This is a genomic window from uncultured Gimesia sp., assembly GCF_963976445.1.
GTDB lineage: Bacteria > Planctomycetota > Planctomycetia > Planctomycetales > Planctomycetaceae > Gimesia.
This window is the reverse complement of record NZ_CAXBKP010000002.1, coordinates 320,157-338,753: the sequence shown is the minus strand read 5'-3', so window position 1 is coordinate 338,753 and position 18,597 is coordinate 320,157. Positions and strand designations below refer to the sequence as shown.

Sequence of the window (18,597 nt, the reverse complement as noted above, 5' to 3'; positions counted from 1 at the left end):
AATGCGCTTAAACCCAACGCGACGTTTAACGAATCGAAGTCGCGGCGAGCACCTTTCTGGTAAGGGAGGAACCAGCACCGAGTTTTCAGATTATCGAAACTACGTTCCCGGCGATGATGTGCGTTATATTGACTGGAATATCTTCTCCCGGCTAAACCGTCCTTTTATGAAGCAGTACCAGCATGAAGAGGAAATGCATGTCGTCTTGATTCTAGACGCCTCATCCTCAATGGATTACGAAGACAAATTTTTACGCTGTAAACAGTTGGCTGCTGCGTTTGGCCTAATGGGATTGTTAAATTTTGAAAAAGTCAGTGCTTATGTCTGTAACCAAAAAGGAAGCCGACCGGAGAAATTCTCACCTGCGACTGGTCGAATCAGTATGAAACGCTTGTTTGACTTTATGATAAATATCGAAGTGGGCGGCGATTCACCAATTGAACTGGCAGTGGAAGATGTATTACGCACTCATCGCGGAAGAGGTATTGCCGTCGTTCTTTCCGATTATGAGTCATTTGGCGACCTACAACGTCCGTTTAATATGCTATATAGCGCAGGCCTGGAACTGTTTGGGGTTCAAATATTAGGCCCCTCTGAAATCAACCCGGAACTCAATGGCGATTTGCGTCTGGTCGACAGTGAAAGCGGTCAGACCCTGGATATCTCATCCGCGGGTGACTTGTTGGGACTTTATCATGAGCATCGGGTATTACTGGAAGAACATCTGGCAATGCTTTGTCGGCAACGTTCCGGGCGTTTTATGACCATTAATAGTGGCGATTCCCTGGAACATATTTTGTTTGATCAGTTAAGGCGAAAGGGGTGGGTCTTATGAACTTTTGGCCTGGCTTTTATTCGCTCCAGGGGGCCTGGTATCTGCTATTGCTGCTGCCTTTAATAATCTTCTATTTTTTAAAGTTGAAACGACCGCATAAGCGTGTTCCTTCATTGGCGCTGTGGAGTCAGGTCATTAATGACCGACGTGTGAATTCTCCCTTCCAGAAATTTAAACGTAGTATCTTACTATTGCTGCAAATATTATTGCTGCTGTTTTTAGTCTTATCACTGATGCAGCCATTTATCCAAAGCGGAGCTGAGCGAGCAGAGTATTTGCCGATTCTGATTGACTGTTCTGCCAGCATGGGAGCCACTGATCCAAAAACAAAACAAACACGTCTCGATCTTGCAAAAGAACAAGTTACCGAATTGATCGATAATTTGCTTCCAGATCAGCGAGTTTCCTTAGTTGCTGTCAGTTCCACGGCTCGCAGATTAACGGACTTTACCGATAACCAGCGCGTCTTAAAGAAGTCACTCGCCGGATTAACGGTCGATGATGTTCCCAGTCGGCTGGAAGATGCATTACGCATGACACAGGCACTTTCGCGGACTGCACCGATCAAGACGGTCCTGTTTTATTCCGATGGGAATTTTCCGGAAGAAGTTAACTTTGAGCTGCCATTTGAATTAAATTATCAGCGACTGCCATCAGCAGGGGCGAATCTGGGAATTACGTCTTTCAATGCCCGGAAAAATCAGGATGGAAACTGGGATGTGTTTATTCGAATTGAGAACTCCAGTGACACTGAAACGCCGGCCACAATCGAGTTACTTCAAGATGGCCAAGCAATAGCCAAAGAAGATGTTGTGTTAGGTACAGGAGATTCACAACGGTTGGAATTCTCAGTTAATGCCAATAATGCGTCGTCTCTTGAAGCGGTTTTGGTCCCGGGTGCATTTGACAGTTTGTTATCAGATAATCGAGCCTTTCTCAAAATTCCCCAGGCAAGATCTTTGCTTGTTTTCATTGACCCGGATCTATCGAGTTACCGTTACGCACTCGCCGACAATAAAGAGGTGGAACTGTATCCGGAAGCAGGAGAAACTGTTGGGCTTCCAGAATATGATTTGATCATTTCTGCCTCTGAAAAGAATTTAGAGAAACAGGCACTAGTGAAATTGGGGGTCGGTTTTGTCCCCGAAGATCTAAAGAAGTATATTCAGCTTGAAACCAAATTAACTGATGTTGTCGATTGGAACCGGAGTTCTTCATTATTACGGCACGTTGAATTGAATGATGTGCAGATTACAGAACAGCCGGTCTGGGAAGAGGACGCCGGTGTCGAAAATCTGGAAGAATTAGGCTACGAGGTCTTAGTGCACGGCCGACTGGGACCACTCTTATTACAAAAACGGAATGCAGGTGATTTGGAATTTTATTTTCTGTTCAATACCGATCGCTCAACAATGCCTTATCGTGTTGGTTTTCCGATTATGGTTTCGAACCTGCTCCAGCTTACAATGCAGGAAGCGGGGAGTGCAGAAGTGCAAGCAGCGGCGACTCCGGTTTTACCGGCGGTCGAATTTCTTCCTGAAAAAAAATATGAAATCAAAACCCCAGATGGCAAGCAGTTGAGTATCGAAAGCAATCAGAACGGACTGGTTTCAGGAATTGCCGCTTTGCGTGTAGGCAAATACACGATCAGTGGTGAGGGCGCCAATTCCGACCAAATTAGTGTCAGTTTATTGAACCCTTTAGAAACTTCTCTCGTTTCCGTGGAAGAGATACAGTTTAGTGAGGTGCCCGTCACTGCATCTCAAGCACAAATCGATAGCGACAAACCTTTGTGGAGCGAGTTTGCGATCATTGCATTTGTTTTGCTTCTGGTAGAGTGGTGGTATTTTCAACGCCGACCTGCCGGTATCCCATCTTGAGTCATCAAAAGAAAGACTGGAATTATTTATTATGTTCCGGAACGTTTTCTATTCAGTCTGTTTGTCATTAATATTAATTCCAGGGATGGCCTCCGCACAAAAACTCCCGATGACCGTTGATATTCATCAACAGACTCAATTTCCCAAAGGGGATGGCCCGATTGCTTTTGTCTGGCAATGTTCGGTTTCTACAACCGGATTACTGGAAGGCTACTTTCTTGTCACTGCACACGATGGCATGGAACCGTTTGGGCAATTTCGATCCAATGATGTTGCTCTTCACTCTGGATTCCATGAAATACCTATGCTGCTGCCGCCAATCAAGGTGGACAATAATTATTCGGAAGCCAAGTTGAAACTGAGTTTTATCACATCTGAGCGACGCTATGATATTAAAAAAGAATATACGTTAAGGGTGGGGCGGACTTTTCAGCGAACTTTTGCTCTTGGGATCTGCGACCCGTTTGATAGTAATTTATCTCAAGTAACAAAAGACTTTCTGGACACATTGAAATTTGAGTCAATTAGTCCGAACACACCAATTCGGGTTCAGATTGATCCTAAAACGCTTCAAGTCCATTCTTCGATTATTAGTTTAATTAATAATCAATCGATGTCTCTCAATGCAAACACCGTATCCATTCATATCCTCTCCGATGAATTCCCCCAACTACCGATTGACTGCCATCAATATGATATCATGATCATCACACCACGCGGGTTTGATCTATTGGAGTCTCGTCACTTAAAAGCAATTCACCAGTGGGTCAGGTCAGGTGGAAGCTTATGCCTGATCACCGGGACTATGGTTGGGCCATCGCAACTTAAGTTTATGAATGAATTATCAGAGGACGAAGCGGGTTCACCTTTTCTGCTCAATTCTGAAGGCAAGTTGGATATCGATCCCGCCAGTCAGGTCTGGTTCCAACGAACAGGCTGGGGAAGAAGCGTGATCGTGTTATCAGAATCGATTGAGAAGGATCTTCTATCCAAACAGGAGAAAATTCAGATCCCCTTTTTTTTATGGAAAATAAGAGAATCACAACGAAACTATTTTGAAAAAGAAAACAAGTGGGACTACCAGGCACTGGTCAACGATTTTATTAAAACACAACAATCATCGAACTACCGACATGTCGACCCCTATTCGGCCAGACAAATTCTGAATTTAAACTATCGGCCGATTAATACTGGTGGGGCAGTTGTCACTGACTTAATGCCGTCAGAGATGCGGATTGTTCCCACCTGGATTATCGCAAGCATTTTGTTTAGCTATGTGCTTCTGGTTGGGCCGGGAGAGTACTTTATTTTGGGAAAGTTCAAACTGAGACGGTTCACCTGGATCACCTTTCCGTTCATCTCGATTTGTTTTGCAGTGTTTGTCTTCATGATTTCTAATTATTTCATGCAGACATCGTACGAGCGAAAAAACCTGACCATTCTGGATCTTGATGCTCAGGGAAAGCCGGTAAAAGAAAATAACATCGAGTTGTTATTCACTGGTTCCTATCAAACAATTGAAACAAAAGTGAAATCGGGATTGTTTTCTGCTCTCAATCAATCTGAATTTGGAATGACTCAAAATTATAATGTCTATAATCGGAATATACCTCCGGCGCTGGTAGGGCCCCCATTTTATTCTGGATCAATTCCCACTCAATATTCCGTTTTGCAAAAGATGCCTCAATGGACACCACAGCTCAATCGGATCATTTCTAATTATCCCACTGAACTACAGACAGGCTTTGACTGGTCTTCAATTCAAGTAACCGAATTGAATTCTGAACAAGGGCGACAAAAAATTCGAAATCAAGTTTATCAAGCATTCGGAGACAAGGCACTGTTATTGATATACCAGGGTGCCAGTGGTGGGAAAGCCAAAGATTATCGATACCTTTCCACAGGCTCGAATACCCAGGCTCGTTATTCGAGAGCAAATGCATTAGTAAATCCGGTCATGCCACACTATCCAGGACGCCCTGTAGATCGACAGAACCAGCGGAGTTTTATGGATGATCTGTGTGTGAGAAATCAAAGTGGACTGTTTCAGATCGTAACACAAACATCTCCATCGGGTGGAAAAAGTTATGAAGACTTGAGCATTCTGGACCCGACTGATCCCAGGCAATGGCTCGTTGTTATTTATGTTCCAGGCGATACAAAAGATACGATTTACAGGCAGCTGATCGTGACTAAATCTTAAACCATGCCTTACTCCGCTATTTAACGAGAAGAATACACATTCCTATGAGCATACAACCTCCAATGGTGGAAGTGAAAAATCTGTGGGTACGTTACGGAAAGTATGAAGCGGTCAAGGGGATTTCCTTTTCGATCCCTAAAGGGGAAGTCTTTGGCTTTATCGGTCCGAATGGCGCTGGAAAATCTTCCACGATCAAAGTGCTGGCGACGCTACAGCGCGACTTTGAATGTGACGCGGTCAAGATTAATGGGATTTCCGTAAATAAGGCCCCTCATCTGATCCGAGAAATGATCGGATATATGCCTGATTTTTTTGGCGTATATGAAGATCTGACCGCCCGGGAATATTTACATTTTTTTGCAGCCGCTTATCGGATTAACAAGAGTCGACGTAAAGTCATCGTTGATGATGTGCTGCAATTGACCGATTTAACCGAAAAAATCGATGCACCGGTTGATTCATTATCACGCGGCATGAAACAGCGTCTGGCATTAGCGCGTGTCTTATTACATGATCCCGATTTATTATTACTCGACGAACCCGCCAGTGGTCTAGACCCCCGTGCCCGGATTGAAGTCCGTGAGTTACTCGTCGCCCTCAAGGAAATGGGGAAGACGATTATCATCTCGAGCCATATTCTGCATGAGCTATCTCAACTCTGCACGAGTATCGGAATCATTGAAGCTGGAAAATTTGTAACGCAAGGCCCCTTAGATCATATCTATAAGCGACTGGAATTAAGTCGGGTTGTTCATGTTCAAATTGTAGGTGAAATGAATGGGGTCTGTCAGAAGATTGAGAATATGAATGGGGTCAAATCAGTCAGCGTTCAGGCTGATCGACTGGCAATACAATTGCAGGAGGACCAACTGGCAGTCGAAGACCTGCATGCACAAATCGCTGCGACCGGTGCAAAAATTCGCATGTTTCAAGCAGAAGCAATGGATATGGAAACGGTGTTTATGAAGTTGACGGAAGGGAAGACGGCATGAAACGGCGAATATTCCAATTCAGTCTTCCTCTGCTATCTAAAGAATTAGCTGAGATGGCGAACCGACGGCGGACTTATATCATCAGGACGATTTATGCGCTGTTATTTCTGGGTTGCGTCGGGTTTATTTACATCGACCTGATGTCAGGAGTTCGAAATAACCCGATGGCAATTCTCGGTCGTGGCCGCGAAATCTTTGAATCGATGATCTATCTACAATTTGTGGCGATCTACTTATTTCTACCTGCGATTACTTGTGGTGTCATTACCCAGGAAAAAGAACGAAACAGCCTGGGCTTATTGCTCATTACGCGTCTAAGTCCTTCTACGATCATCCTGGAGAAGTACCTGGGACGTCTGATTACGATGGTGACGTTCCTGATGCTGGGGCTCCCCATCCTGGCATTTGCTTATTCACTGGGTGGTGTTTCGCCGGCAATGTTTATTAATGGACTCTGGTTATTAACCATCACGATGTTCCAGATTGCTGCGCTGGGAGTCTTATGTTCAAGTTTCTTTCGTACGACAGTGGCTGCATTTATCGCAACTTATATTTTCGGCTTATTGATTTTATTTGGTCCCTCCATTGCATATGAATTGAACCTGTTCTTTTACGGTGATTACATCCGGCTAATGGCACAGGTATTGAAGACAAATCCATTTTGGAGTAACTATTTTTCGGGACGGGAACGGGATCTCAATTATTTATTTTTTGCTCCTTACTGGCTTGACCGTTTTGGACGGTTTGCTGGAGGTGGTATCGGGGCTATTGTGGGCGTTTTTCTTTTTAGTATTCCGATTTTACTCAGTACGTTTCTATTTCTGATTTTCGCACATTACTTTTTAGTACGCCGCGCTTTTCTTCCCGCGAAAAATCTGCTGTTAAATATATTCAAAAACCTGGACCGACTGTTTTCGAAAATTAATAACAACCGTGTCACAAGAGGCGTTGTGCTTATAAAGGATCAGGTTCACTTACCTGACAATGATCCGATTGCATGGCGTGAAACGTCAAAAAAGTCTTTAGGCACGGTCCGGTATCTGTTTCGTATTCTTGTGTTGCTGGAAGTTCCGGTACTCCTGCTATGCTTGCTTATTGCATCGAGCAGTCCCGCTGCCGTTGTGCCTGGTGCTGTCATACTCCTATGGCTAGTCTGGGGGCTGTCTGTCTTGCTACTTGCGGTTTCTGCCACCAGCCTGATTTCGGGTGAGCGTTCGCATGAAACACTGGATGTCTTACTAACCACTCCTATTTCCGGAACACAACTGCTTGAGCAAAAAATTGCCGGCGTGAAACGTTTGTGTCTGGTGTTACTAATCCCCCTGTTAACGATTGTATTCTTTGAGTCCTGGTGGAGATGGGAATACGCACAGATTAATCCTCACAACAGAAATGAATATGCACTTCAATGGCTACCTTATTTAATTGGATCACTGCTGACCATCGGTATTTATCTGCCGATGTTAATCTATCTATTCTGCTGGATCGGTATGAAAGTCAAATCTCAAACAAAAGCAATCCTATCAGCCTTAGGAGCAATCATTATCTGGTGTATCCTGCCTTTCATATTAGCGTTTCCTATTTTTATAATGTATCCATCATTTAATGAAGACTCTATTATATATGGCGTATTTCTCAGCCCGGCATCGTATATTGTGCTCAATGAAATTGCGGAGTTTCACGAATTTGGTTCGGCATGGGGGCCTCTAGTTGTCAATACATTTATCTATGGTGGTTGCTATCTTTTATTTCGTTCACAATGCCGTAACCATATTGATGAAAAACTTGGTAGACTGGGTGATGGTGATGCGGATCTTTCTCGCTCCCCCGGCATCTCATTAGGAAATCAGCCTTTATTAAGTTCAAAGTCATGAATGGTCTTTTTGTGAAAAAACAATTTATAACGAATCGCAATCGCCACTCACAACTTCTCTTCTGCGTAGGGATTTTATTAATTCTGCCCAGTTCTGCTTTTGCTATTGATATTGAAGAAACCATCTGGGGGTTTAATAACCAGCAATCGAAGGGAATGTGTATCCCGCTATCTCTCAAGCTGAGTAATAATACCCCTGAGGTATTTGATGAATTAGTTCAATTGAACCGTCTTCAATACAGTGGTAGCAAAGTCGGTGCGCCGCTTTGCCGAAAAATATTTCTTGCCCCCTATAGCTCACAATGGGTCCAGTTTTATCCTTATATCATTGATGAAAGACAGGATGAATGGTCCCTCAACTGGGGACCACGTTTTATCTACAGTCGTAAATTCTCCCGGAATGGAGCAGCTTACAAAAAGACTCCAAACGCGAAAGCCCCGCTTTCACGGATTGTTCTTACCAGTTCAAACTCTCTGTCGCAAAGTGGGAGTCGCTTTAAACGATATCCCGAAGAACTGTTTCCCCCAATGGTAACGGCGACGGATTCTCTGGATGAAGTGATTCTAGACCATGTTCCGCGCTGGGACACAGCCCGTAAAGAATCATTTATGGACTGGCTGTATCGGGGAGGCACTCTTCATTTGCTGCCTGATTCTTCCGGAGCAAACTTGAATTTTACAACAAGCATGGCGAACCTCAACACGCCGCAGGATCATTTTCGTGTTGGCTCAGGTCTTATCATTCGCCATCAGGGAAAGCTGACTCAATTAACTGAAAGTCTCATTGAGTCAAAGGTGCAGGACGCCCACGCAGAAGAATCTCCGGCTGTTGCACCAGCACAATCGACGACTAAAGAAAACAAGCAAGCAACAACCCAACAAGAGGATGACTCGTATTATTTCGGAGATGTGAATGCGAAACTGCTTCAAACAATTTCAGAAATGACACGCCCCGATCATAATTGGAGCATCATTTATGTAATGACAGGGTTTTACATTCTCTTAATCTATCCTGGGTGTTATTTATTTAATAAGAAACAAAAGAGCTATCACTATCGCAATTCTTTATTGTTCCTACTGATTACGGTGGCGCTATTCAGTACCGTATTCTGGAGTATCGGAAAACGAGGCTATGGAGAAACCACAACCATCAATAGTTTGGTTATCGCAAGCCCGCTCGAAGGAGATCAATACGATTTAAAGTGTTGGGTCAATACTTTTGTTACAAGTGGTGCCGAATATCAATTTTCTTCAGCAGGGAATGGTATTATTTTTACAACCGCTCAAGAAGCAGAAAAAGTCCGTGGCGCGATCTTTAATGGACTTGATGGCAGTTTTTACTCTGATATTCCTCCATTTTCTGCGCGGAGTTTCATGTACCGAATAAAGGCGCCCTATAAAGAACAGAATATTAAAGTGATCGATTATGAGGTCAACACAAATTCGGAACTGACATCATTGTTGATTGAGGCCAGTTCCGCTCTGCCTGATAACATCTCTAAAGTCCAAGTGATGTATGATCTAAAGATATATGAGTTGAAACAGTCAGAGGAAGACGCGCGTACTTACTGGGTATTGGGAAATGGTCGCAGACCACTTTCTGCATGGAAGTCAAAACTGATGTCAAATGCAACGAATGCGCGTCGGTACGGGTATCAGAATGAAGAAATAGACACCTCTAAAGTATACGACGGTCTGTACGAAATAATGGTCATGAGAAACTTAAATTTGATACGCCCCAGCCAGCTCAACCAGTATCAAGGTGAGAAGGCACGTATCAAATTATTTCTTTATTGCGATATCCCAGAAGAATTCAAACTGAAGACAAATGTACAAGGCGTTCAACAAGGCCGCGTTCTCTTTGCATACGATTTGCCACTCCCTGAAAAAAAGATCGACAAAAAATGAATGAACCAATATTTGATCAGCCTGTGATTGATATTAAAAATGTGTCCCATTCCTTTAAGGGACATCGTGCGCTGCAAGGGATCAGCTTTCAGGTTCAGCCACGATCTCTGCATGGGTTTGTGGGGCCGAATGGTGCGGGGAAAACAACGACGCTAAAAATAATCTGTACGCTGTTACGTCCTCAAGGCGGCAAAGTAGAAGTCTTCGGTAACGACGTACAGTCTGCCGTCAAAGATATCCGTAAACGAATTGGCTTTATGCCAGACCATTTCAGTACTTACAGGCAAATGACGGTATTTGAGTATCTTGACTTTTTTGGTGCCGCGTATGGGCTGGGTGTCGAACAGCGAGACCAGGTGATCAATGATGTATTGACATTAACAGATATGGATGGCCGAAAAAATTCGCTGATCAGTGGCCTCTCCAGAGGGATGCAGCAGCGGGTTAGTTTAGCGCGTGTCTTAGTGAACGATCCTGATTTATTACTGCTTGACGAACCAGCTTCAGGGCTTGACCCTCGCGCACGAATCGAACTGATGGAAATTCTTCAAGAATTAAAACGCATGGGAAAAACGATCTTTATTAGTTCCCATATTCTAAGTGAATTAGCAGAACTGTGTGATAGCGTAACGATTATTGATCGTGGGTTGATCAAGTACAGCGGTTCAATGGATGGTCTGTTAACTCATGAGCAGGAACACCCCAGTTATAAGGTAGTATTGGAATCAGACGTGGATGAGGGGTTCATCGAATCACTGGGAAATGAGCCAGGGATTCTTTCTGTAAGTAAAACGGAAAAATCTCGCGAGCTCCGTGTTTCCTTCGATGCAACATTAACCTCGACAGGAAACCTTTTGTCGAAAATCATTGAATTGCATGGCTCGGTCGAATCGTTCCAACGAGACAAGAAGCACTTGAATCAGGCATTTTTAGATTTAACAGAGCAGGGAGTTCGTTAATGTTTCAAGGCACGTTTGCACTTTTTAATCGCGCTTTGAGTGTCGACTTTCGATTGACGCGAGCACACTTGTTTCGCTTTCTGTTCGCGATCCTGATTCTATTGTGCTTAATTTCATCACATATGACCAGTCGTGTCGTTGGTGCAGCGGGGCTAATGCTATTCACACAAATTATCTATCTCAATTTTGTCTTTATCTTAATGGCGGGAGTGAGCTTTTTCGCAACTGCGATTACAGAAGAAAAGGAAGAGCAGACGATCGGCTTACTATTAATGGCGGGAGTGAACCCTATTTCACTGCTATTAGGTAAATCATTGCCTCGATTAGTCTCTGCTCTTTTATTGTTGTCAGTCCAGTTCCCGTTTACGCTGCTCGCCATCACTCTTGGCGGCGTGACGTTCACGCAAGTGATCGCCGCTTACACAGCTTTAGCAGTCTTTTTGTTCTGCCTGTCAAACCTGGGACTGTTCTGTTCTGTCGTTTGTGCACGCTCCCGCGCTGCCTCAACACTTGTTGTGATTTCTCTCGCAGCATATTTCTTCGGAGTCCCTCTCTTTACATGGGCATTAAAAGGGATGGTACAAGAAAAATGGATCGCAGAAGGTTCGCTCGTGGTGACTTCGACGAATTTCGTTCTCGACTGGCTTGGCCAATCATCAGTTTTGAAACAAGTTAACTCGATTCTTATGTCAGGTTTCAGTGAGTCCCCCTGGGGAATGCAATTTTGGAGTAGTCTGATCATGGGAATGGTCTTATTTCTGTTGGCCTGCCTGTTTTTCAACCGCTTTGCGTTGACTGAGATCTCAACCAGCCCAGGGCGTGGAGTGATTACGAAAAAGAAAAGCACGTTATTTTCACCAGGTCGTGCCTGGATCAATGCATTAATGTGGAAAGATTTCTTTTTCGTTAATGGCGGCTATGGGATGTCCTTGATTAAATTGATCTGCTATGGCCTCGCGTTATTTGCATTATGCTCTTTCATTCAATATTCATCACGCAGCTATTCCTATCAGGAAATTGGCCTGACTGTTTTCTGGACAATGCTTATTGTACTTTTAATTGAAATAAGTCTGATTTCAGCACGAGTCTTTCACGTCGAAGTGCAGTGGAACACACTGGTTTCGACAGCGATGCTGCCGCAGTCGATGGCAAGCATTGCGTATTCAAAGGTTTTCGGATGTCTGCTCGGCCTTGTTCCGGCTTTGGTATATCTATTTATCGGGAGTGTTCTTGGACTTCAAGAAATGGCGTACGATATCGGGTTGATCTTCGCCGAACCCACCTTCTGGATGATGTGTGTCGAAGTGATTTTTTTCTGGCATTTGACCGCATTGCTCTCAACCCATATTAGGTGGGGCGCTTTACCCTTGGCTTTTATCTTAATGTGGATTGGTAATATGTTTTTCTTTTTTTCAATCAGCCTGCTTTCACTCAGTGCCGGTTTTACTGGAAGGTCAGGAATCATGGAAGCGTTCAGTCTCTTATTTACATTGGCTATGTCAATCGGTATTATTATTTCACACTTTCTGATCAAGGAACGTTTAATCTATCTCGCTTCACGCTAACCTGTGTTCAGAGTTTATTGTAGCCTCTTCAGGTCCATTTAAGATCGAGTAGCATATCAGGAGATGTTATGCTTGAACGGGGCGTTCCAGAGCATGCAACACGAATCAGTACCAGTCATAAAAGAGGTTATTATGAAATCAAAAATCAGCCGAAGAAAACTCTTGCAACGTTCCGGAGTAGTCGCTGCCTCGGCATTCGGGCTGGGAGTTCAGCAGTCTCATGCCGGCGAGAGTAAAGAGATATCAACTCAACCTCTGAAAGGCAATATCAACCAGTCAGTCGTTCACTGGTGTTTTAAGAAATATTGGGATCTTGAAAAAACGGCACAGATTGCCAGCCAGCTGGGAATTAAGAGTGTCGAACTAACACCTTCTGAAAACTGGGCGACGCTCAAAAAATATGGCTTAACGTGCGCGATCTCTTCCAGCCACGGTTTTAAAGTCGGATTCAATAATCCCGAGAACTGGAATCAATGCATCGAAATCCTACGAAAGCGAATTGATGAATGTGAGGCGGGCGGCGTTAAGAATGTGATCACTTTCACGGGGATGCGGGATGGCATCAGTGATGAAGAAGGAGCCAAGAACTGTGTTGCCGGATTCAAAAAAATCATTGGTTATGCCGAGAAGAAAAAAGTTAATCTCTGTCTGGAAATGTTGAACTCTCGTGATGATAGCCATCCCATGAAAGGGCATCCCGGCTATCAGGGAGATCATACTGAATATTGTATTGATATTATCAAACAGGTTGGCTCTGATCGAATGAAACTGTTGTTTGATATCTATCACGTCCAGATTATGGATGGAGATGTGATTCGACGTCTCAGAGAGCATAAAGATTATATTGGCCACGTTCACACAGCCGGCAATCCGGGACGAGGTGAATTGGACGAAAAACAGGAAATCAATTACCCTGCGATCATGCTGGCATTACAGGAAATTGGTTATCAGGGTTATGTTGGCCAGGAGTTTATACCCACACGTGATCCCTACCAGGGGCTGAAGCAAGCCGTTGAACTCTGTGACGTTTAATTCAGTTAACGTTTAACTTGATACTATAAAAGCGAGGACGAAGTGATTCGTCCCCGCTTTTTTTATCTTTTCCGAAAGTTGAAGCTCAGGCTGAAAGTTCCTGAATCACAAGATCTCCCATTTCGGTTGTTGAAATGCTGTTACCACCAGCGGCGATATCCGCAGTCCGGTGTCCTGCAGCCAGAACATTCGCCACAGCAGCTTCGATTGCAGCCGCTTCTGTTTCTAGAGACAGAGAATGTCGCAGCAACATAGCCGTTGCCAGAATTGTGGCCAGTGGGTTCGCGATTCCCTTGCCAGCAATGTCGGGAGCAGAACCATGAATGGGCTCATAAAGCCCTGGTCCCGATTCGCCCAATGAAGCAGAGGGGAGCAAGCCCAACGATCCGGGCAGCATTGACCCTTCATCGGTTAGAATATCTCCAAACATGTTTCCGGTGACAACAACATCAAAATCGGAGGGGCGGGAGATCAAGTGCATCGCCATCGCATCGACCAACACGACTTCATATTCAATATCGGGAAACTCATTTTTCACAACATCCTCAGCCACTTGTCGCCAGAGTCGTGAGACTTCCAGTACATTCGCTTTATCGACCGAAGTCAGTTTGCCGCGACGAGTGCGAGCAGACTCAGCCGCCAGGCGCACAATGCGTGCGATCTCGGATGTTGTATAAGTCATGACACTAAAGGCTTTTTCGCCATCCGGATGTTCCATTCTTCCGGACTCACCAAAATAGATACCGCCCGTTAATTCACGGAAAAAGAGGATGTCAGTCCCCTCAATGATTTCGCGTTTTAAGGGAGATGCATCCAGTAACTCCGGGTAAGGTTTGATTGGTCTTAAGTTGGCAAATAGACCTAATTCTTTCCGGATTTTGAGTAAACCCGCTTCTGGGCGAGTCTTGGCTGATGGATCATCCCATTTAGGACCGCCGACAGCGCCCAGTAGAATCGCCTGGGATTCTTTACAGGTTTCCAATGTTTGAGAGGGAAGCGGGTCACCAAATTCATCAATGGCATTTCCTCCCATCGGACAGGATGGTGTTTCAAACTGATGACCAAACTTGTCAGAAACAATATCCAAAACCCGTTTTGCTTCTGCTACGATTTCTGGTCCGATGCCATCGCCGGGCAATAATGTAATCCGAGCTTCCACTTGTCATTTCCTCGCTTGGTTTCTCGATGTCTGAGACAATCTATTGATTTTTCACTACGAAAAGGCCAATTTAGCGTCTGTATAGCCAAAACTCCAGTCGGCATCGCGTCGCTTTTTTAAATGGAACCAAACTCCATCAGGGGAAAAAACGGATGAGACCAGATTTATAGTATGTTCAGTAGCGAGGGAAGGTCCATTTTATCGTTACAACCGGGCGGTAAGAAAGAAGGGACGATTATTCTTGGCCGTACAAAATCAAGAGTTTTGGCTCAGAATCCGATAAAATGATTAGATCCCGCTCTCCTCAGATTGTATTGCAGTAGTGGGCTAAACTTTAAATATCGTCGTCGATTCGCATTTAAAAGCCCCGAAGATCAGGAAGGTACTTTGGAAACAGGGCTGATGCTCAGGAGGAGCAAGCGAAATAGAAATCGATGTATGCTACAGGACAGGGACATCGCATGTTTCGCTCTACGTTTTTTGCTGCTGGATTATTTGTATTGCTGACGGGAACATCATTTCTCTTTGTCGACAAAATGGTGCTGACACATAAAGTTGTGGTGGAAGAGCCGGAACCCGTTCGTGAACCAGAGTTCCGCGGCTTTCTGGGAATGACCAGCCTGAATGATGATAAACAGGAAGTCTTAAACCCCCCAGATTGGGCTGCCTTCAGCATGATGTCAATCGGCGCTGTGACAATGCTTTACGCCGCCGCCTTACCAAAGCGCCGCTAAACGCACAACATTATAATACACTTCGAAGCAGCGATGACATGAAATTGCCATCGCTGTTTTTCTATTTCAGGCTTCTAACCGCATTGTAGCCCATAAGCTGGGATCTTGACCGACTGGAAATTCATGATCAACAGTCATGAATTGTTCTCCCAATTCAGAATCGAAGATCGTGTAGTAAAATCCCATTTGCGGATAGGAACCTGGATCAAACCCTGTAAGTTCGGTTGCCGGAATCCAGGCTTCCAGGTTGTATCCTGTTGATTTTATCTTGGACCAGAGTTGTATTTTTGAAAGATCACTCTGCGGTGCATCTGCTTGTGCCCGATTGATTGTGAGTTGAACGCAATCTGGCTGAGACGGATTCTGAGCATTTGCGACAGGCCGAAACTTGAATAAGTGGCAGTATCGATTTGCACGATGGATCGTTTTGGTATCTCGTGTGTCGATCCAGATTTGGACGTATTCCGCATCGGTCGTTGGGTGCTGTTTTTGCCTTACTTCCAAACTAATCCCCAAGCCATTATCATTCCAGCTGAGCCGAATTTCTCCCCAATGGGCTGTTTTTGCTTTGAAGGATAAATCTGGAATCAACGCCGATTCAGGCAGTTTTAATAATTGGCCACGCTTGCGGGGGATTGCTTTTATTTCTGACACAGAAATAGAATGACGAAAGTAAAATGAATGAGGGATGATCGACATTGTTAGAAATGAGTTTATTGCAAAAAGAACTATAAAAGATGTATGAGGCTGCTAAAATCATAGCAACTGAGAATCATTCGTACCATCAAACCACGACAACTATCTTCATAACTGTCTGTCTTCACCACAATCAGCGAGTGAACCTCATTCGATCCTCTAAAGTGTCCTATGCAAGAACAGCCTGACAACTACATCCACATTCGTGGAGCACGGACCCACAACCTCAAAAATATCGATGTCGATCTTCCACATCAGCAGTTGACGGTGATCACAGGCGTCAGTGGCAGTGGTAAAAGCAGCCTGGTTTTTGACACAATTCATAGTGAAGGACAGAGACGCTTTCTGGAAAACCTTTCACCAGGAACGCGCCAGTTGTTCAGCCAAATGCAGCCCGCAGATGTCGACCTGATCAGTGGGCTGCCTCCTACAATTAGTGTTGGTCAAACTCAGCGTGTTCATTCTCGACGCAGCACGCTGGCAACAATGACAGAGATCTACGATTATTTCCGCCTGTTGTTTGCACAACTGGGAACGGTTCATTGTTCCCAGTGCCAGCGGCCACTCCATCAACAATCTGCCGAACAAATCGTTGACCTGATTCTCTCCTTGGAAGATCGGCAAAAAGTGATCATTCTTTCTCCTGTCATTACGGAGAAAAAAGGTGATCACACAGCCGTTTTAAATAAAATTGCAAAAGAAGGATTTGTTCGCGCCAGAATCGATGGTGTCATCGTAGATGTTAGCCAGGCACAGGATCTCAAACAAAATGACGAGCACAACATTGATATCGTAATTGATCGAATTATCGTCAAAGAAGGGATTGATGCGCGCCTCAAAGAATCCATTGATCTGGCACTAAAACATGGTAACGGTGTCTGTATTGTCAGCCAGGAATCAGAAGCGGGCTGGTCAGATCGGTTTCTGAGCACCCGACTCGCCTGTGGGAAATGTCAGCTCAGCTTTCCTGATCCAGAACCGCGCGCTTTTAGTTTTAACAGTCCTTATGGGGCGTGTTCGAACTGTCAGGGCCTGGGTGTTATTGAAATGCCCGAGAATCCAAATCAAGAGCCGGTTTGCCCCGAATGCAAAGGGGCAAGGATCAATGAATATGGGCGTTCTGTCAAATTAAAAGATCAATCCATTAACCAGGTAATCAGTCAAACTGCCCCAGAAGCATTGTCATGGTTGAATCAATGGGAAACATCTGAGTTAACGTCTGGAAATACCAAAGGTCGGGAAATCACGGATCAGCTTCTGCCACCGGTCAAAAGCAGATTGGAGTATCTGACTGAAATTGGTCTGAACTATATCGATTTGAACCGTCCTGCGCAAACGTTGTCGGGAGGAGAACACCAGAGAGCCAGACTCGCATCGTTCCTAGGGGCAGAGACAACGGGAGCTTGTTATATACTGGATGAACCAACGGCTGGCTTACATGTGAATGAAACAGAGAAACTTCTGCGAATTTTGCGTCGGCTCAATCAGGCTGGAAATACAATTCTTGTCGTTGAACATGATCATGATGTCATTAAAGCAAGTGACTATATACTTGATTTGGGCCCTGGGGCGGGAGAAGAAGGGGGGATGGTTGTGGTTTCTGGATGTTACCAGGAAGTCATGCAGGATCGTCGCTCTTTTACCTCACGTGCTTTGAATACTGAATATGAGATCAAACCTCTCGATGGTCTCCTTAAGTCTGGACCGGAACTTGTTCTGGAAGGGGCGAATCTCAACAATTTAAAAAATGTGACACTCAAAGTTCCATTACAGAAGCTGGTTTGTGTCACTGGTGTTAGCGGGTGTGGGAAGAGCTCTCTGATTCTGGAAACCCTGGTTCCCGCATTGAAAGCGTCATTGAAGGGCGAATCCAGGCACGTTTCGGAATATCACTCTCTTGAGGGGAGTCAGTTCCTGCAACAGGTCAAAGTGATTGATCAAGCACCGCTGGGCCGAAGTGGACGTTCCAATCCAGCAACGTATTGTGGAATCTGGGACGAAATCCGAAAACTATTTGCGAAAACAAAATTGTCCCGTATGCGTGGTTATACCGCCAGACGTTTTAGTTTTAATGCCAAAGAGGGCCGCTGTTCCAATTGCCAGGGGCAAGGTTTTCGGCGTGTTGATATGCAATTCCTGCCTCCCCTCTATCTGCCGTGTGAGAAATGCAAGACAATGCGATTTAATCAACAAACACTCGCAGTCAAATATCGTGGAAAATCGGTCAGTGATATTTTAAGCATGTCCGTAGACGAAGCCGTTGTTTTTTTTGATCAGATTCCCAAACTCAAAAAAGTATTACAGGTCCTTAAAGAACTCGGATTGGGTTACCTCGCGTTAGGTCAACCTTCAAATATGTTGTCTGGAGGGGAAGCACAAAGAATCAAAATGGCCTCGGAGCTAATATCAAACCCTGCAGGCATGACCCTTTTCGTTCTGGATGAACCAACAAGAGGTTTACATGCAGCCGACATTGATCGCTTTTTGGTAGTCTTAGATCGGTTGATACAAGATGGGAATTCGGTACTGATGATCGAACATCACCCCCAGGCAATTCTCGCTGCTGACTGGCTCATCGATTTAGGGCCTGAAGGAGGCCAATCCGGTGGATATATTCTTGATGCAGGGACTCCCGAAAAGATTGTTTTCCGTAAAAAAGGACAAACGGGCCGAATGTTGAGCGAATTCATTTCGAATTCACGACACAGGTGAGTATATCCTTAAAAGTTAGAAGCCGGAGTCCTTCAAGAGATTCTCGAAC

Annotated in this window: 13 protein-coding genes; 11 read left to right on the top strand and 2 right to left on the bottom strand. The window is 44.7% G+C overall.

The genetic code is table 11. The features are described from left to right. Window position 1: 1 nt before the first annotated feature. From AAC022_RS03870 to AAC022_RS03830, 9 genes are all read left to right on the top strand, one after another. Window positions 2-835: a DUF58 domain-containing protein gene (locus tag AAC022_RS03870; RefSeq protein WP_339728174.1), complete on the top strand. Its 834-nt coding sequence runs from the start codon at window positions 2-4 to the stop codon at window positions 833-835. Further along, window positions 832-2,715 (top strand): VWA domain-containing protein, encoded by a 1,884-nt coding sequence (locus AAC022_RS03865; RefSeq protein WP_339728173.1) that lies wholly within the window; start codon window positions 832-834, stop codon window positions 2,713-2,715. Before AAC022_RS03870 ends, AAC022_RS03865 begins: the two co-directional genes overlap by 4 nt. Window positions 2,716-2,824: 109 nt before the next feature. After that, a complete protein-coding gene (locus AAC022_RS03860; RefSeq protein WP_339728171.1) occupies window positions 2,825-4,918 on the top strand; it encodes a hypothetical protein in 2,094 nt (697 codons plus the stop codon). A gap of 44 nt (window positions 4,919-4,962) precedes the next feature. Continuing rightward, window positions 4,963-5,910 (top strand): ABC transporter ATP-binding protein, encoded by a 948-nt coding sequence (locus AAC022_RS03855; RefSeq protein ID WP_339728169.1) that lies wholly within the window; start codon window positions 4,963-4,965, stop codon window positions 5,908-5,910. Next, on the top strand, window positions 5,907-7,784 hold the full coding sequence (locus AAC022_RS03850) for an ABC transporter permease subunit (RefSeq protein ID WP_339728167.1): 1,878 nt from the start codon (window positions 5,907-5,909) through the stop codon (window positions 7,782-7,784). The genes AAC022_RS03855 and AAC022_RS03850 overlap by 4 nt, the downstream gene beginning before the upstream one ends. Then, entirely contained in the window at window positions 7,781-9,691 is a 1,911-nt protein-coding gene (locus tag AAC022_RS03845) for a hypothetical protein (RefSeq protein ID WP_339728166.1), read from the top strand. The genes AAC022_RS03850 and AAC022_RS03845 overlap by 4 nt, the downstream gene beginning before the upstream one ends. Then, on the top strand, window positions 9,688-10,650 hold the full coding sequence (locus tag AAC022_RS03840; protein ID WP_339728165.1) for an ABC transporter ATP-binding protein: 963 nt from the start codon (window positions 9,688-9,690) through the stop codon (window positions 10,648-10,650). The genes AAC022_RS03845 and AAC022_RS03840 overlap by 4 nt, the downstream gene beginning before the upstream one ends. After that, window positions 10,650-12,215: an ABC transporter permease gene (locus AAC022_RS03835; protein ID WP_339728163.1), complete on the top strand. Its 1,566-nt coding sequence runs from the start codon at window positions 10,650-10,652 to the stop codon at window positions 12,213-12,215. The genes AAC022_RS03840 and AAC022_RS03835 overlap by 1 nt, the downstream gene beginning before the upstream one ends. A 132-nt stretch (window positions 12,216-12,347) precedes the next feature. After that, on the top strand, window positions 12,348-13,247 hold the full coding sequence (locus AAC022_RS03830) for a TIM barrel protein (protein ID WP_339728161.1): 900 nt from the start codon (window positions 12,348-12,350) through the stop codon (window positions 13,245-13,247). Between the two features lie 85 nt (window positions 13,248-13,332). Here AAC022_RS03830 and leuB read toward each other — a convergent pair whose 3' ends face one another. Next, the gene (gene leuB, locus AAC022_RS03825; RefSeq protein ID WP_339728158.1) at window positions 13,333-14,406 is read right to left on the bottom strand and encodes a 3-isopropylmalate dehydrogenase; all 1,074 of its coding nucleotides are present in this window, start codon (window positions 14,404-14,406) and stop codon (window positions 13,333-13,335) included. A 461-nt stretch (window positions 14,407-14,867) separates the two neighbouring features. On the opposite strand from leuB, the gene AAC022_RS03820 reads away from it, so the two are divergent. After that, window positions 14,868-15,140 carry a hypothetical protein gene (locus AAC022_RS03820; protein ID WP_339728155.1) on the top strand — a complete coding sequence of 91 codons (273 nt, stop codon included), beginning with the start codon at window positions 14,868-14,870 and terminating at the stop codon, window positions 15,138-15,140. Window positions 15,141-15,206: 66 nt separating this feature from the next. Here the strand turns inward: AAC022_RS03820 and AAC022_RS03815 are convergent, their stop codons facing one another. Further along, window positions 15,207-15,794 (bottom strand): hypothetical protein, encoded by a 588-nt coding sequence (locus AAC022_RS03815; RefSeq protein ID WP_339728152.1) that lies wholly within the window; start codon window positions 15,792-15,794, stop codon window positions 15,207-15,209. A gap of 213 nt (window positions 15,795-16,007) precedes the next feature. Between AAC022_RS03815 and AAC022_RS03810 the strand changes: the two genes are divergently transcribed. Beyond that, window positions 16,008-18,548: a hypothetical protein gene (locus AAC022_RS03810; protein ID WP_339728150.1), complete on the top strand. Its 2,541-nt coding sequence runs from the start codon at window positions 16,008-16,010 to the stop codon at window positions 18,546-18,548. Window positions 18,549-18,597 lie beyond the last annotated feature (49 nt).